Source organism: Tessaracoccus oleiagri, from assembly GCF_900103275.1.
Classification (GTDB): domain Bacteria; phylum Actinomycetota; class Actinomycetes; order Propionibacteriales; family Propionibacteriaceae; genus Arachnia; species Arachnia oleiagri.
Genome location: NZ_FNGP01000003.1, coordinates 499,933 through 522,897, shown reverse-complemented (window position 1 = coordinate 522,897; position 22,965 = coordinate 499,933). Strand labels below are relative to the sequence as shown.

Sequence of the window (22,965 nt, the reverse complement as noted above, 5' to 3'; positions counted from 1 at the left end):
GGACGCGTGCTCCTGGGTAGTGGGAAGGTCGCCGATCACCCTACCGCCCCGCGCGCGGATACCCCGGGTCGCGTCCGCGCGATGGGCGTCGCCGTGCTGAAATGGGAGACATGGGGACGAAGGCGTCGCCCGGACGCTGGGTGCGGGTGCCCGTCGTCCGGCAGGGTTACATCGACGTGTTGCGCGTCGGGCAGCGCAAGCGCGTGATCCACGGGCTGTTCCAGGCGGACGTCACGCGGCTGATGGCGCGTCGTGCAGCCGTCCGTGCTGCCGGGGCCCAGCCGCTTTCCGTCACCGCATCGGTCGCCCACGCGATCGGCGTCGCGGTGGCCGAGAACCCGATGCTCCATGCACTGCCCGTCGGCCGTCGGGTGCGGGTCTTCGACGACGTCGACATCAACACGCAGATCGAGGTGCGTCTGGAGGACCATTCCATCGTCAAGCCGCACATCATCCGGGCTGCGCAGGCGAAGTCGCCCCGAGAGATCCACGACGAGTTGCGCGCAGCCCAGCGGCCCGAACCGCAGGACGACCGCTTCCTGCGCGCGATGGAGCGGTTCCTCGCGCTACCGGCCGCGAGCCGCGCCCCCTTCTGGTGGTACCTCCGGCGGCGCCCGGAGCTGTTCCGAAAGCTGGGCGGGACCGTGGGGCTGAGCGCCGTGGGCATGTTCGGGCCCCAAGGAGGGTGGGCCATCCCCATCTCGATGCCGACGCTCATGGTGGCCGTCGGGGGGATGGAGACCCGCCCGGCCTGGATCGACGGTAGCGCCCGGCCGAGGACCTACCTCAACCTCACGGTCAGCGTCGACCATGACATCGTCGACGGCGCCCCCGCGGCCCGGTTCGCGGACCGCCTGTGCACACTGCTGGACGAGGCCGCGGCCTGACGCTCGGCTCAGGTCTCCATCGGGCGGTCGGTGGCCGCCCACTGCGACCAGGAGCCCGGGTAGAGGCGCCCCCGCCCCAGCCCAGCGTGCTCCATCGCCAGCAGCGCGTGGCAGGCATTGACCCCGGAGCCGCAGTAGGCAACGACCTCGGACGCCTTGTGGATCCCCACCCCCGCGTAGCGGGTCTTGAGGGTGTCCGGCGAGAGGAAGCGGCCGTCCTCCCCGAGGTTGCCGGTGGTGGGCAGGTTGATCGCGCCCGGGACGTGGCCCGCGCGGGCGTCGACCGGTTCCGTCTCGCCGCGGTAGCGCTCCGCGGCCCGGACGTCGACGAGGAATGGAGCACCGGTCACGTCGTCGATGCCCACGAATGCCTCGGCCGGCCAGGGCTGGGCCGAGAAGTTGCCGGGCTCCGGGACGGACGGCTCCGTGGAGAGGTCCCCGGGCCAGGCCTGCAGTCCCCCGTCGAGGAGCGCGGCGTCGTGGCCGAGCACCCGCAACAGCCACACGAGCCGGGCGGCGGTGGCGCCGCCGGCGTCGTCGTACGCCACGACGACCGTGTCATCGTCGATACCGGCGCGACGCAACCCCTCAGCGAACCGCTCCGGGCCCGGCAGCGGATGGCGGCCCTCCTCAGGTGAGGGCGTGGCGGTGAGCCACTCGTCGAGGTCGAGGAACACTGCGCCCGGGACGTGGCCGGCGGCGTAGGCGTCCGCGCCGCTGCGCCCGTCCAGGTACCAACGGACATCGACGAGGCGCACGTCGGTCTGCAGGGCCAGCCAGCCCACTGTCACCACGGGATCGATCATGGGCCCAATCTAGTGGACCGGCACGAGGGCTCAGCCCTGCTCCAGAACCGCCTTGAGACGGGCGAGGTCCTTCGTGGTGGCGCGTCGGACCGCAGCCGCGGCCACACTCCCCGCCACGCGGAGCAGGCCAGCCGGCTCCCCCCGATTCCGAAGGCTCATCCGCGTCCCGCCTGGGACGCTGCGCCAGGTGTACGTCGTCTCCATCGGGAACGGGCCCTGCGCAGTGGACATGACCAGCCGCTCCCCCGGCACGTACTCGGCGAACCGGTAGGTGTACGCGAGTCGCTTCCCGAGGAACCGCGCCACGAAGTCGACCTCGGTCCCGATCGCCAGGGGAGGAGCAGTCCGCCACTCGACCGACTCGATGTTGGCGTACCAGGACGGCGCATTGGCCGGGTCCGCCGCGTAACCCGCGACTACGTCGACCGGGCGCCTGATGATCGTCTCGACCGTGACGTCGACACTCACGACAACCTCCTGATGGTGCGGAGAGGCCCGCGCCCCGGGATCACCGGACCGCGGGCCTGCTCGCTCACTCGATCGGTCAGCTGCAACCGCTGGTGGAGCCGCAGCCCTCGCAGACGTAGCAGGAGCCCGAGGGGCGCATCTTGGTGCCGCAGGTCATGCACAGCGGCGCGTCGACGGCGTGTCCGGTCAGGTTCTCCAGCAGCTCGGCGGTGGTGTGGGCATCGATCAACGACGGCTGGCGGGCACCGTCGACGTTGAAGTCGTCCGCGGCGTCGTTGCGCAGCTGTTCGGACTCGGGCATCGCGGCCTCGTCCTCCTCGGAGAGGTAGGAGCCGGTCTCGACGTAGCGGGCGCGCTCGGCGGCCGTGTAGATGCCCAGCTCGGCGCGGTCGTCGAAGGACAGGTAGTCCAGCGCCAGGCGGCGGAAGATGTAGTCCATGAACGACTGCGCGATGCGGATGTCCGGGTCGTCGGTCATGCCGGCGGGCTCGAACTTCAGGTTCGTGAACTTCTGGACGAAACTCTCGAGCGGCACGCCGTACTGCAGGCCGATCGAGACCGCGATCGAGAACGCGTCCATCACGCCGGCGAGGGTGGAGCCCTGCTTGCCGAGCTTGAGGAACACCTCACCCAGGCGGCCGTCCTCGTAGGCGCCCGAGGTCATGTAGCCCTCGGCGCCGCTGACGGAGAAGCTCGTGGTCCGCGACGCGCGCGACTTCGGCAGCCGCTCGCGCTTGGGCCGGTAGACGATCTTCTCGACGACCTTCTCCTCGACGACCGTCTCGACCTTTGGCTCCTCCTTCTTCTTGCCGTCGGAGAGCGGCTGGCCGACCTTGCAGTTGTCGCGGTAGACGGCGAGCGCCTTCAGGCCGAGCTTCCAGCCCTGCATGTAGACGTCGGCGATCTCCTCCACCGTCGCCGTCTCGGGCAGGTTGACGGTCTTTGAGATCGCTCCGGACAGGAACGGCTGCACCGCGGCCATCATGCGGACGTGACCCATCGGCTTGATGGCGCGCTGCCCCATCGCGGTGTCGAACACCTCGTAGTGCTTCGGCTGCAGGTGCGGGGCGTCGATCACGTGACCGTGGTTGCTGATGTAGTCGACGATCTCCGCGACCTGCTGGTCGGTGTAGCCGAAGCGACGCAGCGCCCGCGGCACGGTCTGGTTGACGATCTGCATGGAGCCGCCGCCGACGAGCTTCTTGAACTTCACGAGCGAGAAGTCCGGCTCGATGCCGGTGGTGTCGCAGTCCATCATGAAGCCGATGGTGCCGGTGGGCGCCAGCAGCGAGGCCTGCGCGTTGCGGAAGCCGTTCTCGGCCCCGAGGGCGATGACCTGCTCCCACTCGCGGGTGGCCTCGGCGTGGATGGCCTTGTCGTCCTCGAGGACGCGCAGGTCGTCGTTGGCGGCCTGGTGCTTGCGCATCACCTTCTGGTGCGCCTCCGCGTTGCGGGCGTAGCCGGCGTAGGGGCCGACGGCCGCCGCGAGCTCGGCGGAACGGCGGTAGGCGGTGCCGGTCATCAGCGACGTGATCGCGGCCGCGGTGGAGCGCCCGCCGTCGGTGTCGTAGCCCTTGCCGGTGGCCATCAGGAGCGCGCCGAGGTTGGCGTAGCCGATGCCCAGTTGGCGGAAGTCGCGCGTCGTCTGGCCGATGGCCTCCGTCGGGAAGTCGGCGAAGCTGATCGAGATGTCCATCGCGGTGATGATGAGCTCGACGGCCTTCACGAACTTCTCGACGTCGAAGCGGTCGTCGTCGCCGAGGAACTTCATCAGGTTGAGTGACGCCAGGTTGCACGAGCTGTTGTCCAGGCTCATGTATTCCGAGCACGGGTTGGAGGCCGTGATGCGGCCGGTCTCGGGGTTGGTGTGCCAGGCGTTGATGGTGTCGTCGTACTGGATGCCGGGGTCGGCGCACTCCCACGCGGCCTTGGCGATCTTGCCGAACATGTCGCGGGCGTCGACCTCCTCGATGACCTCACCGGTGGTGCGGGAACGGAGCCCGAAGCGGGTGCCCTCCTCGACCGCGCGCATGAACTCGTCGTTGACGCGGACCGAGTTGTTGGCGTTCTGGTACTGGACGGAGGTGATGTCCTTGCCGCCCAGGTCCATGTCGAAACCGGCGTCACGCAGGGCGCGGATCTTGTCCTCCTCGCGCGCCTTCGTCTCGACGAACTCCTCGATGTCCGGGTGGTCGACGTCGAGGACCACCATCTTGGCGGCGCGACGGGTGGCGCCACCGGACTTGATGGTGCCGGCGGAGGCGTCGGCGCCGCGCATGAAGGAGACCGGGCCGGAGGCGGTGCCGCCGGAGCTCAGGAGTTCCTTGGAGGACCGGATGCGGGAGAGGTTGAGGCCCGCGCCGGAGCCGCCCTTGAAGATGAAGCCCTCCTCCTTGTACCAGTTGAGGATCGAGTCCATGGAGTCGTCGACGGAGAGGATGAAGCAGGCGCTGACCTGCTGCGGAGAGGGGGTGCCGACGTTGAACCACACGGGCGAGTTGAAGGAGAAGACCTGGTGGAGCAGCATCCAGGTGAGTTCGTGGTCGAAGATCTCGGCGTCGGCGTCGGTGGCGAAGTAGCCGTACTGCTTGCCGGCCTCGGTGTACTTGCCCACCACGCGGTCGATGAGCGTGCGCAGGCTCGCCTCACGCTGGGCGGTGCCGAGCGCGCCACGGAAGTACTTCGTCGTCACGATCGTCGACGCGTTCAGGCTCCACTCGGTCGGGAACTCGACGCCGCGCTGCTCGAAGACGTTCTCGCCCGTCTTCCAGTTCGTCTGCACGACGTCACGGAGCTCCCACTGCACCTCGTCGTAAGGGTGGACGCCCTCGGTGGTGAAGACCCGCTCGATGGTCAGGCCGTGGCCGACCCCCTCCTTGGGTGTCTTGCGTCGGGATGTGGCCTTGGTCGCAGTCGCCGTCATGATTTCCTCTCCGTTGCTCTCAGCCGATTAGTGGTTCTTGGGTGGGGGTGGCGCCGGCGCCACGTCTGGTGATGGCGGGTTCCGGCACGGCCGGCGCCTGGTCCATCATGTCGGCGATCTCCTTGGCGAAGTCGTCGACGGACTCGAAGTTCTTGTAGACGCTCGCGAACCGCAGGTAGGCGACGGGGTCGAGCTCGGCCAAGGGGCCGAGGATCGCGACGCCGACCTCCTCCGCGGGGATCTCGGCGCTGCCCGAGGCGCGGAGTGCCTCCTCGACCTGCTGGCCGAGTGCGGCCACCTGGTCCGCCGTCACCGGGCGACCCTGACAGGCCTTCGTCACGCCGTTGATGATCTTGTCCCTGCTGAACGGCTCCAGTACGCCGCAGCGCTTCACCACATGCAGCACGACCTGCTCCACCGTGGTGAACTTGCGGTCGCACGCGCTGCAGACCCGGCGGCGCCGGATCGTCGCCCCGTCATCGGCCGCGCGCGAGTCCGCGACACGAGTGTCGGGATGGCGGCAGAATGGGCAGTGCACGGCGTGTCTCTCTCATACGTTGGAGCGTCCTACATCCAGTACACCCCGCCCCATGCCCAAACACAAGGGATTGGGAAATGACACTGATGTGACTACTAGATGTAGGGATTACCGTACGCACTGCCGGGGGGCAGGTCAACCCCTGTCGGCGTGTCTCCGACTACTTCTCGACGTGCGACCAGGCGGCCTCGCCCTGAACCGCGTCGGCGACCGGATCGGGACCCAATGCTGCCGCGTAACCCGTGACCCCGACCACGGCCCCGGCGACCGCGATGACGCCCAGCACAGCGACCTTCAGTCGCTGGACCAGCCCTGCGCGGGGCACGACCGGCGTCCGGTGCACGACGCACGACTCGACGCGACCACGGGCGATGCCACGGCCCGCGCGCGGCGGGTGGGCGACCACGGGGCGCCCGGCGGCCTCGCCACGGCGGCGGCGCGGCGCCCGCGTCGTACCGCCCAGTGCATTCATCGCGTTGGTGCTCATGACTACCCCTCTCAACCGATGCCGTACGTTTGTACGATTAGAGTCTAACCCGAGCCGCCGCCCAAATGCAACACATTTTCGAATGGGTGTTTCGCCCGGACAGGGAGAGTCAATCGGAGGGGTCCGACAATTTTTGGGGGCGCGACACGCCCGGATTCTTTCGAACATGTGTTTCGAACGAATGTAGGGTTGAGGCATGAGCACCAAGGAAGAAGGCCCCCGGCGGGTCGGGCGCCCATCACGCGCCGCCATCGCGGCTGAGTTCGGTAGCCACACGAGCCGCACGGGCCTGTCGCCGCGCGCCAACAAGCTCCTGCACATCATCCGCGAGTCGATCGAACGGCAGGGCTACCCGCCGAGCGTGCGGGAGATGGCCGAGCTGGCCGGCCTGGCCTCGCCGTCGAGCGTCACCTACCAGCTCAAGGCCCTTGAGAAGGCCGGGTATCTCCGCCGGGACCCGAACCGCACCCGTGCGCTGGTCGTCGTCGACCCCGCCACCGGGGAGCCGGAGCACCACGTCGAGGAACCGCGGTCTGCCCCGAACTCGGTCACCGCGCCGCTGGTCGGACGCATCGCCGCCGGCGGGCCGATCCTCGCCGAGCAACACGTCGAGGACATGTTCGCGCTCCCCACGCAGCTCGTGGGACACGGCGAGTTCTTCATGCTCGAGGTCAAGGGCGATTCGATGATCGACGCCGCCATCTGCGAGGGCGACTGGGTCGTCGTGCGGAGGCAGCCGGACGCCGTCAACGGTGACATCGTCGCCGCCCTGCTCGACGACGAGGCCACCGTGAAGACGTTCCGGCGCCGCGACGGCCAGGTGTGGCTGCTGCCCCACAACGAGCGCTACAGCCCCATCGACGGCACCCACGCGACGATCATGGGCAAGGTCGTCGCGGTGATGCGTCGGGTCTAGGCGTTACGCCCGGGCCACCTCGGGGACCCGGTTGGGCGCCGGCAGCTCGGCGAGCAGTGCCTGCGTCGACGCCTTCGCGTCACCGAAGTACATCACCGAGTTGTCCAGGAAGAACAGCGGGTTCTGCACACCGGCGTAGCCCGCGTTCATGGAGCGCTTGAAGACGACGACGTTGCGCGCCTCCCAGACCTTGAGCACCGGCATGCCGGAGATCGGCGAGCCGGGTTCGTTGGCCGCGGGGTTGACGGTGTCGTTGGCCCCGATCACGAGGACCACGTCGGTGTCCTTGAAGTCGGCGTTGATCTCGTCCATCTCGAACACGATGTCGTAGGGGACCTTGGCCTCCGCGAGGAGCACGTTCATGTGCCCGGGGAGCCGGCCTGCCACCGGGTGGATCGCGAACCGCACGTCGACGCCGCGCTCCTGCAGCCGCTCCGTCAGTTCGGCGACGGGGTACTGCGCCTGCGCGACGGCCATGCCGTAGCCCGGGGCGATGATCACCCGGTCGGCGTCGGCCAGCATGGTGGCGACCTCGGCGGCGCCTGCCTCGCGGTACTCCCCCATCTCCCCGGAGTCGGCCACCGCGTTGTCGCCGAAGCCGCCCAGGATCACGGAGATGAAGGAACGGTTCATGGCGCGGCACATGATGTAGGAGAGGATGGCGCCGGACGCGCCGACGAGGGCACCCGTGATGATGAGGATCGTCATGTCGAGCATGAAGCCCGACGCGGCGGCCGCCCATCCGGAGTACGAGTTGAGCATCGAGACCACGACCGGCATGTCCGCGCCGCCGATGGCAGCCACGAGGTGGAAGCCCAGCCACAGCGCCAGGACCGTCATGATCGCGAGCGGCACCATCGAGTGGCTCTCGACGTACCACCATCCCAGACCCGCCATCACGACGACGTTGGCGAGGTTCAGCCAATGCCGGCCGGGCAGGGTGAGCGGCTTGGAGGCCATCTTGCCGTTGAGCTTGGCCCACGCGACCAGCGACCCGGTGAACGTGACCGCACCGATCAGGATGCCCAGGTAGACCTCGATCGAGTGGAGGAGGTCGGAGCCCGGGTTCATCAGGTGGACGTTGAACCCGACGATGACGGCCGCCGCGCCGACGAAGCTGTGCAACAGCGCGATGAGTTCCGGCATGCCGGTCATCTCGACCTTGCGCGCGCGCCAGATGCCGATGCTCGCACCGATCGCGATCGCGACGTACAGCAGGATCGCCGAACTGATCTGGATGTTGTGCTCGACCACGTCGCTGTAGGCGATGGCGAAGTTGGTGGCGACGACGGCGAAGACCATGCCGAGGATGCCGAAGACGTTGCCCTTCTTGGCGGTCTCGTGCTTGCTGAGCCCCGCGAGCGCGAGGACGAACATGATGCCGGCGAAGATGAAGGTGGCGTTGATGAAGTTCGACAGGTACATGTCCTCAGGCCTTCCTGAACATGTTGAGCATGCGGTAGGTGACCGTGAAGCCACCGAAGACGTTGATGGAGGCGATCAGGACGGCGACGAACGCCAGCGCCTTGACCAGCCAGTCGTCGTGGGCCAGCTGCGTCATCGCGCCGACGATGATGATGCCGGAGATCGCGTTCGTGACGCTCATCAGGGGTGTGTGCAGGGCGTGCGTGACGTTCCAGACGACGTAGTAACCGACGATGCAGGCGAGCGCGAACACGCCGAAGAGCGCGACGAACGAGCTGGGCGCCACGGTCAGGAGCGCGATGAGCACGACCGACGTGGCGGCGACCGCAGCAACCTGGTGCCACCAGGGCCGGGGAGCCTTCTGCACCGGTTCGGGGTGAGGGGCGACGTCGACCTTGGCCGGGGCGGGCGCCGCGGACACCTGGATCGGGGGCGGCGGGAAGGTCACCTCGCCCCGGTGGGCCACGGTCATGGTGCGCACGACCTCGTCCTCGAAGTCGACGACGAGCTGCCCGTCCTTCTCCGGCGTCATCAGCTGCAGCGCGTTGACGAGGTTGGTGCCGTAGAGCTGGGACGCCTGCCCGGGCAGCCGGGACGCCATGTCGGTGTAACCGATGATGGTGACGCCGCCGTCGGTGACGTAGGACTCCCCCGGGCGGGTGAGCTCGCAGTTGCCGCCGCCCTGTGCGGCGAGGTCGACGATCACGGAGCCCGACTTCATGGAGTTCACCATGTCGGCGGTGATGAGCTTCGGCGAAGGCTTGCCCGGGATGGCCGCCGTGGTGATGATGATGTCTACGTCCTTGGCCTGCTCGGCGTAGAGCTCGGCCGCCCTGGCGGCGTAGTCGGCGCTGGCCTCCTTGGCGTAGCCGTCGGAGCTCACGCCCTGGTCGGCGGCGACGTGCAGGAACTTGGCGCCCATGGACTCCACCTGTTCGGCCGTCTCCGGCCGCACGTCGGTGGCGCGGACGATGGCGCCGAGGGAGTTGGCGGCACCGATGGCGGCGAGCCCCGCGACGCCGGTGCCGGCGACGAGCACCTTGGCCGGGGGGACCTTGCCCGCGGCGGTGACCTGCCCGGTGAAGAACCGGCCGAAGGCGTGGGCGGCCTCGACGACCGCGCGGTAGCCGGAGATGTTGGCCAGCGAGCTGAGCGCGTCGAGCGACTGGGCCCGGGAGGTGCGCGGCACCATGTCCATGCTCATAGCGGTGACGCCGCGCTCGGCCAGTTCCCTCGTCAGCTCGGGCTTCTGGCGTGGCGCGAGGAACGTGATGAGCGTGGCGCCCGGCCGGAGGCGGGCGATCTGGGAAGTGGACGGCTCGTTGACGGCGAGCAAGATGTCGGCGCCCCAGGCGTCGGCGACGACCACGGCGCCGGCGGCCTCGTAGGCGGAATCTTCGAAGGATGCTTGCAGGCCCGCGCCGGACTCGACTACGACGTCGTAGCCGAGGCTGCGGAGGCCTTCAACGGATTTCGGCGTGGCCGCGACGCGCGCGTCCCCGATCTCCCTGGGTACTCCAATCTGCATAGGCAAACGGTATCCGTACCGGTCCTTGAACATTCCACCGGGGTCGGTCAATCAGGGCGCGCCGCGCAGCCGCCGCAGCGCCTCGGCCGCGACGTCGACGTCGTGCGTGACCCAGAAGTCCGGCATCGAGGCGCGAAGGAATGACCCGTAGCGCGCCGTCGAGAGCCGCGTGTCGAGTACAGCGACGACGCCGCGGTCGGAGTGCCTCCGGATGAGCCTTCCGGCGCCCTGCGCGAGCAGCAACGCCGCGTGCGTGGCGGACACGCTCATGAAGCCGTTGCCGCCCGCGTCGTCCACCGCCTTGGCCCGTGCCTGCATGAGCGGGTCGTCGGGCCTCGGGAAAGGGATCTTCTCGATGATGACGAGCTGGCACGTGTCGCCCGGCACGTCGACGCCCTGCCACAGCGACAGGGTGCCGAACAGGCTCGTGCCGGGGTCCTCGATGAAGCGACGGGTCAGCTCCGGCAGCTGTGCGTCTCCCTGGCAGAGGATCGTCGAGCCGGGCAACGCCTTGCGTACGTGCTCCGCGGCCTGCTCGGCGGATCGGCGGGAGGCGAAGAGCCCCAGGGTGCGACCGCCCGCCGCCCAGACGAGCTCGGCGATCTGGTCGCGGACCTCCTGCGACATCCCCTCGCGGCTCGGCCTGGGCAGGCCGCGTGCCAGGTACATGATCCCCTGGCTGCGGTAGTCGAACGGGGAGCCGACATCGATGCCCTTCCACGGCAGCTCCGAGGGCAGTAGCCCCACGGACCGGGCCACCGCGTCGAAGTTGCCGCCCAGCGAGAGGGTGGCGGAGGTGAGGATGGTGGTGGTCTCCGCGAAGACCTGGTTGCGCAGAAGTCCGGCTACGTTGAGCGGTGCGACGTGGGCCGCCCGGCCCATCAGCTCCGACTCGCTCACCCACACCACGTCGGCGTCGACGAGCTGGGCGATCCGGTCCGCGATGTCGAAGACCTCGCGCACGGCACCCGCCGCCTGGGTGCGCTCCGCGTCGTCCTTGTTGCTGCCCAGCGACGAAACGACCTTGCGCGCGACGTCCCGCACCGTGGCCGCGGCGTAGACGATCGGGGCGCTGGAGTTGTCCACCCGGCCGACCTCGGACTCCGCGAGCGCCTCCCGGAACTGGTCGGCCGTGTCGAGGAAATCGGCCCCGAGGTCGTCGTTCACCCAATCGAGGACCCGCCGGGCCGTGCGGTCGATCAGCGACGGGGTGAGCTCGTCCGTCGCGGCGTTGGTGATGCGCGACACGAGCTCGTGCGCCTCGTCGATGATGACCGCGTCGTGCTCCGGCAGCGCGGTGCCGCCGTGCATGGCGTTGATGGCGAGCAGCGCGTGGTTGGTGACGACGATGTCGGCCTGGCGTGCCGCCTCGCGCGAGAGCTCCACGCGGCACTCGGCGAAGAACCGGCAGCTCGAGCCGAGGCACTCGCGGGTGGGGATCGAGACCTGCCCCCAGGCGCGGGCGGTGTGCGCGGGCGCGTCGTCCCGGTCGGCCAGTCCCCCGCGCTCGACCTCCTCCTCGACCCATTCCCGCAGGGCGAGGACCTCTGCGCCCAGCTGGGTGGTCTCGTCGGCGCTCCGAGCGGTGGCGGCGAGCGCCTCGGAGCCGAGCAGTGCCGCCTGCTCCGGATCCACGCCCCCGCGCGCGCGGTGCAGGCAGGCGTAGTTCGTGCGCCCCTTGAGCACGGCCGCCTTGGGGGCTCGGCCGGTCACCTCCTCGACCGCGGCCAGTGCGGTGGGGATGTCCTTGGTGGCCAGCTGCGCCTGCAGGGCGAGGGTGGCCGTGGCCACGACGATCCGCTCCCCCTTGTCGAGCGCCCGCGCCATGGCGGGGACCAGGTAACCCAGCGACTTGCCGGTGCCGGTGCCCGCCTGGACGAGCAGGTGCTCCCCCGACTCGAGCGATGACTCGATCGCGTCGGCCATCGCCTCCTGGCCGGGGCGCGCCTCACCGCCGAGCGACCCCACCGCAGCGGCGAGGATCGCGCGCGTGTCAGACATACCGGGCGAGCTCGTCGGCGAGGTCCGGGCGGACGCGGCCCACCACGTGGGTGCCGTGCTCGGTGTGCTCCAGCTCGCCGATCAGCGCCTCCTTGTGGACGCGGTCGACGAGGTCGCCGCGCTCGTAGGGGATGACGACGTCGATCGGCACCTCGGGACGGGGCAGCCGCTCGTCGATCCGCTGGAGGAGCGCGTCGATGCCGCGCCCGGTGCGCGCCGAGACGACGACGGCTTCCGGGTAGTTGGCGCGCAGCGCCATCAGCATGGTGGAGTCCGCGACGTCCGCCTTGTTCAGCACCATGAGCTCCGGCACGTCCGCGGCACCGATCTCGCCCAGCACGGTGCGCACCGCGTCGATCTGCCCCTGCGGGTCGGGGTCGGAGGCGTCGACGACGTGCAGCAGCAGGTCCGCCTCGACGGACTCCTCGAGGGTCGACCGGAACGCCTCGACCAGGTCGTGGGGCAGGTGGCGGACGAACCCGACCGTGTCGGTGAGGGTGAAGACGCGGCCGTCGCTGGTCTCGGATCGCCTCGTCGTGGGGTCGAGGGTGGCGAAGAGCGCGTTCTCCACCAGGACTCCGGCGCCGGTGAGCCGGTTGAGGAGCGACGACTTGCCGGCGTTCGTGTACCCGACGATCGCCACGCTCGGCACCTCGTGGCGGCGGCGCTCGGCGCGCTTCGCCTCACGGGTGACCTCCATGTCCCGCAGCTTCCGCCGCAACTGGGCGATACGGGTGCCGATGCGGCGGCGGTCGGTCTCGATCTTCGTCTCACCGGGGCCGCGGCCGCCGATTCCCGCGCCGCCGGCCGCCCGGCCGCCGGCCTGGCGGGAGAGGTTGCCACCCCAGCCGCGGAGCCGCTGCCGGAGGTACTGCAGCTGCGCCATCTCCACCTGCGCCTTGCCCTCCGCGGACTTGGCGTGCTGGGCGAAGATGTCGAGGATGAGGCCCGTGCGGTCGATGACCTTGACCCCGATGCGATCCTCCAGGTTGCGCAGCTGCGCCGCCTCGAGCTCACCGTCACAGATGACGGTGTCGGCGCCGGTGGACTCGACCACCTCCTTGACCTCGGCGACCTTGCCGCTGCCGATGTACGTGGCGGGGTCCACCGTCGAGCGGCGCTGGACCAGCGCGGCCAGCACCTGGGAGCCCGCGGTCTCGCTGAGCAGCTTGAGCTCCGCCATGGCGTTGTCCGCGTCCACCTGGGAACCGGACGTCCACACGCTGACGAGCACCACGCGCTCCAGCCGGAGCTGGCGGTACTCCACCTCACTGATGTCCTGGAGCTCGGTGGACAGGCCCGCGACGCGCCGCAGCGCGTGGCGGTCGGCGAGCTCGTCCTGGTCGCCGTCGTAGTCGGCGAGGTCTGGGGTGTCTGAAGTCATGATTGGGCCATTGTTCCAGCCCGTGGGGCGACGGCCAAGCACCGGTCGTCGGCCTGTGGAGAACTCAGTACCAGAACTGCCCGTCGCCGACGATCTCCGCGGGCCCGGTGAGCACCGCGCCCTCGGGACGGAAGTCGACGCGGAGGTCGCCGCCGGGGACCCGCACCGCCACCGGGCCCTCGCCCGGGTGCTGCGCCCGATAGGCGGCGGCGACCGCCACCACCCCGGTCCCACAGCTCTGCGTCTCCCCGACCCCACGCTCGTAGACCCGCATCGCCAGCCGGTCGGGCCCCTCGACCACCGCGAACTCCAGATTGACACCCTCGGGGAAGCGCTCGGCCGGCTCCCACACGGGGGCGTGCTGCAGGTCCAGCGCCGGTAGTTCTTCCGATGCCACGAAGGCCACCGCGTGCGGGTTGCCGACGTCGACCGGCGTGGCGTCCCAGGCCCGGCCCCCGGCGTCCACCCGGACGCTGTCGCCGGCGACCATCGCGCGACCGATCTGCGCCGAGATCGTGTGGTTGTGCGCCTCGACGTGCTTCACCCCCGCGCGGGTCGCCACGTCGAACTCGAGGGTGTCGACGAGCTGCTGCTGCAGGAGGTAGCGGGCGAACACACGCAGCCCGTTGCCGCACATCTCCGCGACCGACCCGTCGGCGTTGTGGTAGTCCATGAACCAGATGTTGGGGTCGCCGTCCCAGTCGCCCACCGCCCCGGACCTGACGGCGCGGATGACGCCGTCGGCGCCGATCCCGCCACGACGGTCCGCGATGCGCCGGACGAACTCGGGGGTCAGGGGCTTGAGGCCCTCGGGGTCGCTCACGAGGATGAAGTCGTTCCTCGTCCCGTGTCCCTTGTGGAATCGTGTCCGCCCCATGCCGCTCCTCCGCTCTTCGCCCGAGTCTACGTCCCCGGCGATCCGCTCGACGTTCGAGGGGTCGCCAGCGGCCAGCCACTGGATCCGGGAGTCCCGCCGGTACCAGCCGAGCTGCTTGCGGAAGAACCGTCGCGTGGCCCGCTTCGTGGCCTCCTTTGCCTCCTCCTCGGTGCACTCGCCGTCGAGCATCGCCACGACCTGCCGGTAGCCGATCGCCCTCACCGCCGTGCGGCCCTCCCGCAGCCCTTGGGCAAGGAGCCCGCGCACCTCGTCGACGAGGCCCTGCCGCCACATGGCGTCGACGCGCTCGTCGATGCGACGGTCGAGCACGTGGCGGTCGAGACTCAGCCCGTACTGGCGGACGTCGTCGAGGGCGTAGCTCCATTCGGGCAGGTCGGGCTCGTGGCCGCCGGTGAGCTCGGCGATCTCGAGCGCGCGGACGATGCGCCGCCCGTTGCCCGCTTCGATCTTCGCCGCCGAAGCGGGGGCCATCTCCTGCAGGCGACGGTGCAGCGCGTGGGCGCCCACCCTCTCGAGTTCCGCCTCCCACCGGGCCCGGACGTCGGCGTCGGCGCCCGGGAACTCGAAGACGTCGACGACGGCGCGGGTGTACAGCGCCGAGCCGCCCACGACGATCGGCACCGCTCCCCTGGCGCGGATGTCGGCGATCGCCGCCCGGGCCATCGCCTGGAACTCCGCCACGGAGGCGGACTCAGTGACGTCCATGATGTCGACGAGGTGGTGCCGCACGCCGCGCCGCTCCGTCGGCGTGGGCTTGGCCGTGCCGATGTCCATGCCGCGGTAGACCAGCATCGAGTCGGCGTTGACGATCTCTGCCGGCCGGCCGCGGCGCCCGAGCTCGAGGGCGAGGTCGACCGCGAGCGAGGACTTGCCGCTGGCCGTCGGCCCCACCAGGACGATCACGGGCTCCACGCGCATGGTTCAGCCGACGCGCATGGTCGGCATCCCGAGGCCGACGCCGACCGGCTTCGGTTCGCTCGTCCCCAGCTCCCAGGCGTCTCCGCCGCGGGTCCGGCGCAGGTTCCGGAGCGGACGGTCCGAGTTGAGGTGGTGCGGCGCGGCGTACGTGATGGTCGCCGTCGCGACGTCGCCCGGCCTCGGCAGCTCGGCGGGGTCGTCACCGACGGCGACGTGCACCAGCCGGTTGTCCCGCGCGCGGCCGCTCATGCGGTTGGTGGACTGGTCCTTGCGGCCCTCGCCGACGGCGAACATGACCTCGACCTCCTGGCCCTCGAACCGGCGGTTCTCCTGCCAGGCGATGTCGTCGACGAGCCGGACCAGTCGCTCGTAGCGGTCCTGCACGACGGGCTTGGGCACCTGGCCGGGCATCGTGGCGGCCGGCGTGCCGGGGCGGATGGAGTACTGGAACGTGAACGCGGCCGAGAACCGGGAGGCCTCGACGACGCGCATGGTCTCCTGGAAGTCCGCCTCGGTCTCACCGGGGAAGCCGACGATGATGTCGGTGGTGATCGCGGCCTCCGGCATGGCGTCGCGGACGCGCGACAGGATGCCGAGGAACTTCTCGCTGCGGTACGAGCGGCGCATGGACTTCAGGATGGCGTCCGAGCCGGACTGGAGCGGCATGTGCAGGTTCGGCATGACGTTGGGCGTCTCGGCCATGGCGGCGATGACGTCGTCGGTGAAGTCCTTCGGGTGCGGTGACGTGAACCGCACGCGCTCGAGGCCGTCGATCTGGCCGCAGGCGCGGAGCAGCTTCGCGAACGCCTGGCGGTCGCCGAACTCGACCCCGTAGGCGTTGACGTTCTGGCCGAGGAGGGTGATCTCCTGGACGCCCTGGTCGACCAGCATGCGGATCTCGGCGAGGATGTCGCCGGGCCGCCGGTCGGTCTCCTTGCCGCGCAGCGCGGGCACGATGCAGAAGGTGCACGTGTTGTTGCAGCCGACCGAGATGGAGACCCACCCGGAGTACGGCGACTCGCGCCGCGAGGGCAGGTTCGACGGGAACGTCTCGAGCGCTTCCTTGATCTCCACCTGCGCGGCGTCCTCCACACGGGCCCGCTCCAGCAGGACCGGCAGGGCGCCCACGTTGTGGGTGCCGAAGACGACGTCGACCCAGGGGGCCTTCTTGACGATGAGGTCGCGGTCCTTCTGGGCCATGCAGCCGCCGACCGCGATCTGCATGCCGGGATGCGACTCCTTCACGCGCGCCATGTGGCCGAGGTTGCCGTAGAGGCGGTTGTCGGCGTTCTCCCGGACGGCGCAGGTGTTGAACACCACGACGTCGGCGCCGGCCGAGGGGCCCTCGCCGGCCGCCCGCACCATCCCGGCCTCCTCGAGGAGCCCGCTGATGCGCTCTGAGTCGTGGACGTTCATCTGGCACCCGTAGGTGATGACGTGGTAGCTGCGCGTAGTCATGACGGGCCAACTTTAACCCCGGGGTGGTAGGACCGCCACTAGGGTGTGAGCCATGATGATCCTGCCGACCGGCACCCAGTACGACATCTCGCACGGAGCGCTGACCGCGGTCGTCACGGAGGTGGGCGCGACGTTGCGCAGCCTCAGCCACCACGGCCGCGAGGTGCTGTGGACCTACGGGGCCGACGAGCGCCCGCGCGGCTTCGCCGGCGCCACCCTCGCCCCGTGGCCGAACCGGGTCCGCGACGGCGCCTACCGCTTCGACGGCGTGACCCACCACCTCCCGGTCAACGAACCGGGCTTCCGGACCGCCATCCACGGCCTCCTGTTCGACGTGCCGTGGCGGCTCACCCGCCGCTCCGACGAGGCACTCACCCTCTCCGCGGTGGTGTACCCGCAGGTGGGGTGGACGGGGACGCTGCGCGTCGAGCAGACGTTCGCGCTGGACGACGAGGGGCTCCGGGTGTCCTTCACCGCGACCAACGCGGGCGACTCACCGCTGCCGTTCGGCTACGGCGCCCACCCGCTCTTCCAGTTCCCCGACGTCGGCCGGGTGGTCCTGTCGCTCCCGTTCGCCCGGCAACTCCGCGTCGACGACCGCCTGCTACCGGTGGAGATCGCCGACCTCGACCCGTCGTTCGACTTCCGCGAGGCCCGCGCGATCGGAGAGTTGTCGTTCGACACCGCCTTCACTGAGCCGCTCGGACCGTGGCAGGTGCGGGCGGAGGGGCCGGATCATGCCGTCACCGTGTGGGCCGACGAGGCGTTCGGCTGGGTGCAGCTCTACACGCGACCGGAACGTGGCGCCCTCGCGATCGAGCCGATGACCTGCGGACCCGATGCGTTCAACGACGGCCCGACGCACGACGGCCTCCTCCGGCTCGAGCCCGGCGAGTCGGCGTCCGGCACGTGGGGCGTCCGCCTTTCCTGAGGCCCGCGGGCGAACATTCTGGGCCCGCTGATCTTCTCTACGGCGAGCCGCCGACGGATACTGGACCCATGGCGCGCTTCCAACCGCTGGCGATGCTGCGGGCGGCGTTCTCCCGACCGGACCCGCTGGGGGCTCCGGCGGACGATTCCGGCTTCGACAGCGAGCTCGAATCCACCTGGACCTCGATCGACCGCGAGCTCCGCGGCGCGGTCGACCAACTCCTGCTGCACCGGCTCATGCTGAGCGCCTCCCGTCGCGTCCCCATCACCGCACTCGAGGCGGGGCCGGTCAAGGGTGTGGTGCGGGTCAGGCTGGCCGACGGGGTGTCCGTCCTCGCGCGACCGGAGCAGGCCACGGCGTGCACACGGCTCGCCCTCGCGATGGCGAGGGGGACCCGAGTGGTGCTCGACGAGGTACGACTGACCGGGGAAGGCGTGCTGGTGCGCACGGTGCTCGGTAGGTCCGGGGAGGTCGCGGCGCGGGTCGTCGGCTTCGACCAGGGCGACTGAACGCGATGCTCAGTGCGCGGTGGCGGTGGCGCGCGACTCCCGCACCACCGTGATGCGGATCTGTCCCGGGAACGTGAGCGTGGCCTCGATCTCCTTGGCGATCTCGCGGGCGAGCACCTGGGCCCCCGCGTCGTCGATCTTCTCGGGCTCCACCATGACCCGGACCTCGCGGCCCGCCTGCATGGCGAAGGCCCGGGCGACCCCGTCGCGGCGCAGGGCGATCTTCTCGAGCGACTGCATGCGCTCGATGTACGCCTCCAGCGACTCACGCCGGGCGCCGGGGCGGGCGCCGGAGATCGCGTCCGCGGCCTGGGTGAGCACGGCCTCGACGGTGCGTGGCTCGACCTCGTTGTGGTGCGCCTCCACGGCGTGGACGATGTCCTCGTGCTCGCCGTGCTTGCGCAGCAGGTCGGCGCCGACGAGCGCGTGCGGCCCCTCGTTCTCATGGCTCAGGGCCTTGCCGATGTCGTGCAGGAAGGCGGCCCGCTTGCAGGTGGCGACGTCCAGGCCCAGCTCGGCGGCCATGAGGCCGGCGATGCGAGCGCTCTCCACGAGGTGCTTCAGGACGTTCTGCCCGTAGGAGGTGCGGTACGCCAGCGAGCCCAGCGTGGGCACGAGGTTCGGGTGCAGGTCGACGATGCCGACCTCGGTCAGGGCGTCCTCGGCGGCGTGCCGGATCTCCTCGTCGATGGTCCGCTCGGCCTTGGCGTAGACCTCCTCGATGCGCTGCGGATGGATGCGCCCGTCGGCGACCAGCTCTTCGAGCGCGATGCGCGCCGTCTCCCGTCGCACGGGGTCGAAGCAGCTGATCAGCACCGTCTCCGGGGTTTCGTCGATGAGGAGGTTGGCGCCGCTGATCTGCTCGAAGGCCCGGATGTTGCGGCCCTCGCGCCCGATGATGCGACCCTTCATGTCATCGCTGGGCAGCTGGACGACGGTCACCACGGATTCGCTGGTCTGCTCGGCCGCGATGCGCTGGATCGCGCCGACGATGATGTTGCGGGCCTCGCGTTCCGCGTCCCGTCGCGCCCGCTGCTCGATCTCGCGAGCGAGCTGCGCGGCCTGCAGCTTCGCGGTGCGCTCGGCCTCCTCGATGATCTCCGCCCGCGCCTGCTCGCGCGTGAGCCCTGCGACGCGCTCCAGTTCGGCCTGGATGGAGGCCTGCTTGCGCTTCAGCTCGGAGCGCTGCGCGTCGAGCTTCTCCGCTCGGGCCTGGAGCCCCTCGCTGTCGGTCAGGAGGCGGTCCTCGTGCTGGCGCAGCCGGGAGGTCTCGGCGTCGAGGGCCGCGCGCGAGTCGCGGCGGCGCAGCAGCAGGAACACGACTGCCCCGGCGAGCACCAGCGCCAGAATCCAACCGACCCAGTCCATGCCCGCCTCCTCTTGCCCTCGGACGCCCTAACTTATCAGCGTCTCCTGGACGACCTGCATCACGACGCCTGGCGAGAACCCGCGCCGGGCCAGCACGCCGGCCAGGCGACGCTGGGCGACCGGTCGTTCGAGTCCCTCCAGGGAACGAGCCCGCTTGGCGGCCACCGCCCGGGCGGCATCGAGCTCGTCGTCCACGGAGACCTCGGCCAGCGCCTCCTCCGCGGTCTCCGGGTCGATGCCCTTCTGGCGCAACTCTTGGCGGATGCGCATCTTCCCGCGCCCCGAGAACTGGGACCTGCTCGTCGTCAGTGTCGCGGCGAATGCCGCATCGTCCAGCAGCCCGACCTCGTTGAATCGCCGGCAGAGTTCGTCGATCACCTCCGCGGGCACGTTGCGCTTGGCCAGGGCGGCGCGCAACTCGGCCTCCGAGCGCGGGCGGGCGCTCAGGAGGTCGAGTGCGATCTTGCGCGCGAACTCAAGGTCAGAAATCGACCTCACCCGTCTCCGGGTCGACACCCTCCGGCACGTCGGACTTGTCGATGCCGAGGTGCAGGCGGATGCGACGCTCGATCTCCTGGGCGACCTCCGGGTTGTTCTTCAGGAAGTTGCGGGCGTTCTCCTTGCCCTGTCCCAGCTGGTCGGATTCGTAGGTGAACCACGCGCCCGCCTTGCGGATGACGCCGGCGTCCACGCCCATGTCGATGAGCGAGCCCTCGCGGGAGATGCCCTCGCCGTAGATGATGTCGAACTCGGCCTGCTTGAAGGGCGGGGCGACCTTGTTCTTGACGACCTTCACCCGGGTACGGTTGCCGACCATCTCGGTGCCGTCCTTCAGGGTCTCGATGCGTCGCACGTCGAGGCGCACAGACGAGTAGAACTTCAGCGCGCGGCCACCCGTGGTGGTCTCGGGGTTGCCGAACATCACGCCGATCTTCTCGCGGAGCTGGTTGATGAAGATGGCGGTCGTGTTGGCGTTCTTCAGCGCGCCCGTCATCTTCCGGAGCGCCTGGCTCATCAGTCGGGCCTGCAGGCCCACGTGGGAGTCACCCATCTCGCCCTCGATCTCGGCCCGGGGCGTCAGCGCGGCCACCGAGTCGATGACGACGAGCGCGAGCGCGCCGGAGCGGATCAGGGTGTCGGCGATCTCGAGCGCCTGCTCGCCGTTGTCCGGCTGGCTGACGAGCAGCTCGTCGGTGTTGACGCCGAGCCGCTGCGCATAATCGGGGTCGAGTGCGTGCTCCGCGTCGATGAAGGCGCAGATGCCCCCGTCGCGCTGCGCGTTGGCGATGGCGTGGAGGGCAACCGTGGTCTTGCCGCTGGACTCCGGCCCGTAGATCTCGACGACGCGGCCCCGCGGGAGGCCGCCGATCCCGAGCGCGACGTCGAGCGCCACCGATCCCGTCGGGATGACGTCGATCGGCACGCGCGAGTCCTCGCCGAGCTTCATGATGGAGCCCTTGCCGTGGGCCTTCTCGATCTGCGCGAGCGCCGCCTCGAGCGCCTTGCCGCGGTCTGCAACTGCCATGAACGTTCCTTCTACCTCGTGACCGCGTACGGCCGGACTAGTTCCATCCACACTGTGTCAACGAGCTCCGACAAACTTGCACGAAACAGTCGTGTTGTGGACAACCGCGTTCAGCTTACGAAACATTCGTTCGATTGTGTAGCGACACGCCTAGCGGAGTTTCGGCGGCAGCTCCAGCTGCCCCCAGACGGCGAGCCAGATGCGTTTGCTGGGGATTCCGGCGGCGATCGCCTGCACCACCGTTCGGGACCCGAGCTCGGCAAGCACGGTGTTCTCCGCCCACACCCGGGCGTACCCCGCCCCCAGGACGTCTTCCATCCGCTGCCACAGCTCAACCTCACGCACGATGCTCCACTATATTTCGTCCCATGCCCGCTGCCCCCTCGAAGAAACGCTCCGATCGGATGATGGCGTTGCTCGAACTCCTGCGGGAGCGCGGGCCGCTGACCCTCGCATATCTCGCCCGCACGCTGGAGGCGTCCGCCGCCACGATCCGGCGGGACGTCGCCCAACTGGCGGAACAGGGGCTGCTGGAGCGGACCCACGGCGGTGTGCGACCCCTGAGCGGCGGCTCGGAGCTGCCGATCCGGCTCCGGGACGGCCAGCACCATGAGGCGAAGCGGGCGATCGCGGAACTGGTCGCGACGCTGATCCCGCAGGGACGCCACGCGTTGGCGCTGACCGGCGGCAGCACCACGGCCGCGGTGCTGCGCGCGCTTGGGTCGCGCCACGACCTCACCATCATCACGAACTCGCTCAGCATCGGGCTGGCCGCCGCGGAGATGGGCCAGAGCCGTGTCCTCATCGCCGGAGGGGTGCTGCGGCGCAACTCGCTGGAGCTCGTCGGCCCCCTTGCGGAGGCGACGATGAAGCTCGTCAACGTGGGCACCGCCGTCGTGGGCGCCGACGGTTGCAGCGTGGAGGGCGGGCTCACGACCCATGACGAGACGGAGGCCCGCACGAACCAGCTCATGATCGAGCGCGCGGACCGAGTGATAGCGGCCGTCGACTCGAGCAAGCTCGGGACGGTGACGCTGGCGAAGCTGGTGGACCTGAAGGACGTCGACATCCTCGTGACCGACGACCGCGCCCCCGCCCGGGCGCTCGCCGAGCTGCGCGGGACGGGGGTCGAGGTGCTGGTCGCGGGTACCGGTTAGGCGGCGATGCCGATCTCGGCGCGGCTGATCTCCTGCGAGGCGACCTTGATCGTCACGGCGCCGAGCAACTCGCTGAGCGTGGACCCGAGCGCACCCACGATCGAGTTGAGGACCTCGCTGGAGGCCTCCTTGTGGCCGCGTTCGATCTCCGAGAGGTAGCCGAGCGACACCATGGATGCCATGGAGACCTGACGCAGCGTCATGCCGGCGTCGGCACGCATCTCGCGCAGGACCTCACCCACCACCTGACGGATCAGAATGCCCTTCATGGCTACCACCAAACTCGCGGGACGGTCGCCCGCGTCGCACGTAACAACGAGCGAACGGGCGGAACTATTCCCCGAGGCCGGAAACTCGCAGCAACATCGCCAGGGCGTGCTCCACCGCCTGTTCCCGGATCGCCTGGCGATCGCCCTCGAACTGTCGCCGCTCGGTGTAGACCGGAGGGTTGCTCATGCCCATGCTGGGCCCGACCACTGCGAACCATACCGTGCCGACCTCGGCCCCATCGGTGGTCGTCGGGCCGGCGACGCCCGTGGTGGCGACGGCCCAGTCCGCATGGCAGGCCAGGCGGGCGCCGCGGGCCATCTGGAAGGCGGTCAGTTCGTTGACGACGCCCTCGTCGGCGATCAGCTTGGGATCGACCTTCGCCAGGCTGCTCTTCAGGTCGCGGGCGTAGGTGATGAGCCCGCCGCGGAAGACCGCCGAGGCGCCGGGCACGCTGGTGATGGCGGCGCCGATCGCGCCGCCGGTGATCGACTCGCAGACGGCGAGCGTGACGGATCGCCTGGTGAACTCCTTGACGAGCCTGACGGCCGTGTCGGTCATCCGCGTCTCC

The 22,965-nt window shown here is 69.9% G+C and carries 22 protein-coding genes and 1 pseudogene; 5 read left to right on the top strand and 18 right to left on the bottom strand.

The genetic code is table 11. The features are described 5' to 3' along the window. Positions 1–110 precede the first annotated feature (110 nt). Positions 111–887, top strand: coding sequence for a 2-oxo acid dehydrogenase subunit E2 (locus tag BLR46_RS10395; protein ID WP_176761730.1), 777 nt, complete (start codon positions 111–113; stop codon positions 885–887). An 8-nt stretch (positions 888–895) separates the two neighbouring features. On the opposite strand, the gene BLR46_RS10390 is transcribed toward BLR46_RS10395, so the two are convergent. From BLR46_RS10390 to BLR46_RS10370, 5 genes are all read right to left on the bottom strand, one after another. After that, the gene (locus BLR46_RS10390) at positions 896–1,693 is read right to left on the bottom strand and encodes a sulfurtransferase (protein WP_093251749.1); all 798 of its coding nucleotides are present in this window, start codon (positions 1,691–1,693) and stop codon (positions 896–898) included. A 30-nt stretch (positions 1,694–1,723) separates the two neighbouring features. After that, positions 1,724–2,161 (bottom strand): SRPBCC family protein, encoded by a 438-nt coding sequence (locus BLR46_RS10385; RefSeq protein WP_093251746.1) that lies wholly within the window; start codon positions 2,159–2,161, stop codon positions 1,724–1,726. A gap of 76 nt (positions 2,162–2,237) precedes the next feature. Next, positions 2,238–5,084, bottom strand: a complete 2,847-nt coding sequence (locus BLR46_RS10380; RefSeq protein WP_093251744.1) for a vitamin B12-dependent ribonucleotide reductase — start codon at positions 5,082–5,084, stop codon at positions 2,238–2,240. A gap of 19 nt (positions 5,085–5,103) precedes the next feature. Next, entirely contained in the window at positions 5,104–5,622 is a 519-nt protein-coding gene (nrdR, locus tag BLR46_RS10375; protein WP_093251741.1) for a transcriptional regulator NrdR, read from the bottom strand. Positions 5,623–5,782: 160 nt separating this feature from the next. Continuing rightward, positions 5,783–6,109, bottom strand: coding sequence for a hypothetical protein (locus BLR46_RS10370; RefSeq protein WP_093251737.1), 327 nt, complete (start codon positions 6,107–6,109; stop codon positions 5,783–5,785). Between the two features lie 196 nt (positions 6,110–6,305). Between BLR46_RS10370 and lexA the strand changes: the two genes are divergently transcribed. Further along, positions 6,306–7,025 carry a transcriptional repressor LexA gene (gene lexA / locus BLR46_RS10365; RefSeq protein ID WP_093251735.1) on the top strand — a complete coding sequence of 240 codons (720 nt, stop codon included), beginning with the start codon at positions 6,306–6,308 and terminating at the stop codon, positions 7,023–7,025. Positions 7,026–7,028: 3 nt separating this feature from the next. Here lexA and pntB read toward each other — a convergent pair whose 3' ends face one another. The 7 genes and pseudogenes from pntB to miaB all read right to left on the bottom strand — a co-directional run bounded on the left by pntB (position 7,029) and on the right by miaB (position 16,637). Beyond that, on the bottom strand, positions 7,029–8,450 hold the full coding sequence (gene pntB, locus BLR46_RS10360; RefSeq protein WP_093251730.1) for a Re/Si-specific NAD(P)(+) transhydrogenase subunit beta: 1,422 nt from the start codon (positions 8,448–8,450) through the stop codon (positions 7,029–7,031). Between the two features lie 4 nt (positions 8,451–8,454). Then, positions 8,455–9,978, bottom strand: coding sequence for a Re/Si-specific NAD(P)(+) transhydrogenase subunit alpha (locus BLR46_RS10355; RefSeq protein ID WP_093251726.1), 1,524 nt, complete (start codon positions 9,976–9,978; stop codon positions 8,455–8,457). Positions 9,979–10,029: 51 nt separating this feature from the next. Continuing rightward, on the bottom strand, positions 10,030–11,979 hold the full coding sequence (locus tag BLR46_RS10350; protein WP_093251723.1) for an ATP-dependent DNA helicase: 1,950 nt from the start codon (positions 11,977–11,979) through the stop codon (positions 10,030–10,032). Then, positions 11,972–13,363: a GTPase HflX gene (gene hflX, locus BLR46_RS10345; protein ID WP_093251722.1), complete on the bottom strand. Its 1,392-nt coding sequence runs from the start codon at positions 13,361–13,363 to the stop codon at positions 11,972–11,974. Before hflX ends, BLR46_RS10350 begins: the two co-directional genes overlap by 8 nt. A 64-nt stretch (positions 13,364–13,427) precedes the next feature. After that, complete coding sequence (gene dapF, locus BLR46_RS15290) at positions 13,428–14,240, bottom strand: diaminopimelate epimerase (protein ID WP_218118439.1); 813 nt, start codon at positions 14,238–14,240, stop codon at positions 13,428–13,430. 72 nt (positions 14,241–14,312) lie between these two features. Then, positions 14,313–15,179, bottom strand: a pseudogene (gene miaA / locus BLR46_RS15285) (tRNA (adenosine(37)-N6)-dimethylallyltransferase MiaA); the annotation flags it as partial. A gap of 3 nt (positions 15,180–15,182) precedes the next feature. After that, positions 15,183–16,637, bottom strand: coding sequence for a tRNA (N6-isopentenyl adenosine(37)-C2)-methylthiotransferase MiaB (gene miaB, locus BLR46_RS10335; RefSeq protein WP_093251718.1), 1,455 nt, complete (start codon positions 16,635–16,637; stop codon positions 15,183–15,185). A gap of 52 nt (positions 16,638–16,689) precedes the next feature. On the opposite strand from miaB, the gene BLR46_RS10330 reads away from it, so the two are divergent. Continuing rightward, positions 16,690–17,568 carry an aldose 1-epimerase family protein gene (locus BLR46_RS10330; RefSeq protein WP_093251715.1) on the top strand — a complete coding sequence of 293 codons (879 nt, stop codon included), beginning with the start codon at positions 16,690–16,692 and terminating at the stop codon, positions 17,566–17,568. A 68-nt stretch (positions 17,569–17,636) separates the two neighbouring features. Further along, entirely contained in the window at positions 17,637–18,077 is a 441-nt protein-coding gene (locus BLR46_RS10325) for a hypothetical protein (RefSeq protein WP_093251713.1), read from the top strand. Between the two features lie 9 nt (positions 18,078–18,086). Here the strand turns inward: BLR46_RS10325 and rny are convergent, their stop codons facing one another. The 4 genes from rny to BLR46_RS10305 form a co-directional block, all read right to left on the bottom strand. Further along, positions 18,087–19,445, bottom strand: a complete 1,359-nt coding sequence (gene rny, locus BLR46_RS10320; RefSeq protein ID WP_093251710.1) for a ribonuclease Y — start codon at positions 19,443–19,445, stop codon at positions 18,087–18,089. 27 nt (positions 19,446–19,472) lie between these two features. Beyond that, positions 19,473–19,943 (bottom strand): regulatory protein RecX, encoded by a 471-nt coding sequence (locus BLR46_RS10315; protein ID WP_218118426.1) that lies wholly within the window; start codon positions 19,941–19,943, stop codon positions 19,473–19,475. Further along, on the bottom strand, positions 19,927–20,970 hold the full coding sequence (gene recA, locus BLR46_RS10310) for a recombinase RecA (RefSeq protein WP_093251708.1): 1,044 nt from the start codon (positions 20,968–20,970) through the stop codon (positions 19,927–19,929). The genes BLR46_RS10315 and recA overlap by 17 nt, the downstream gene beginning before the upstream one ends. Positions 20,971–21,120: 150 nt before the next feature. After that, positions 21,121–21,315 (bottom strand): DUF3046 domain-containing protein, encoded by a 195-nt coding sequence (locus BLR46_RS10305; RefSeq protein WP_093251706.1) that lies wholly within the window; start codon positions 21,313–21,315, stop codon positions 21,121–21,123. 59 nt (positions 21,316–21,374) lie between these two features. Here BLR46_RS10305 and BLR46_RS10300 point away from each other — a divergent pair, with 59 nt between their 5' ends. Continuing rightward, entirely contained in the window at positions 21,375–22,127 is a 753-nt protein-coding gene (locus BLR46_RS10300) for a DeoR family transcriptional regulator (RefSeq protein WP_093251704.1), read from the top strand. Here BLR46_RS10300 and BLR46_RS10295 read toward each other — a convergent pair. Then, complete coding sequence (locus BLR46_RS10295) at positions 22,124–22,396, bottom strand: helix-turn-helix domain-containing protein (protein ID WP_093251701.1); 273 nt, start codon at positions 22,394–22,396, stop codon at positions 22,124–22,126. The genes BLR46_RS10300 and BLR46_RS10295 overlap by 4 nt on opposite strands. A 64-nt stretch (positions 22,397–22,460) precedes the next feature. Then, entirely contained in the window at positions 22,461–22,955 is a 495-nt protein-coding gene (locus tag BLR46_RS10290) for a CinA family protein (protein WP_093251700.1), read from the bottom strand. Positions 22,956–22,965: the final 10 nt, after the last annotated feature.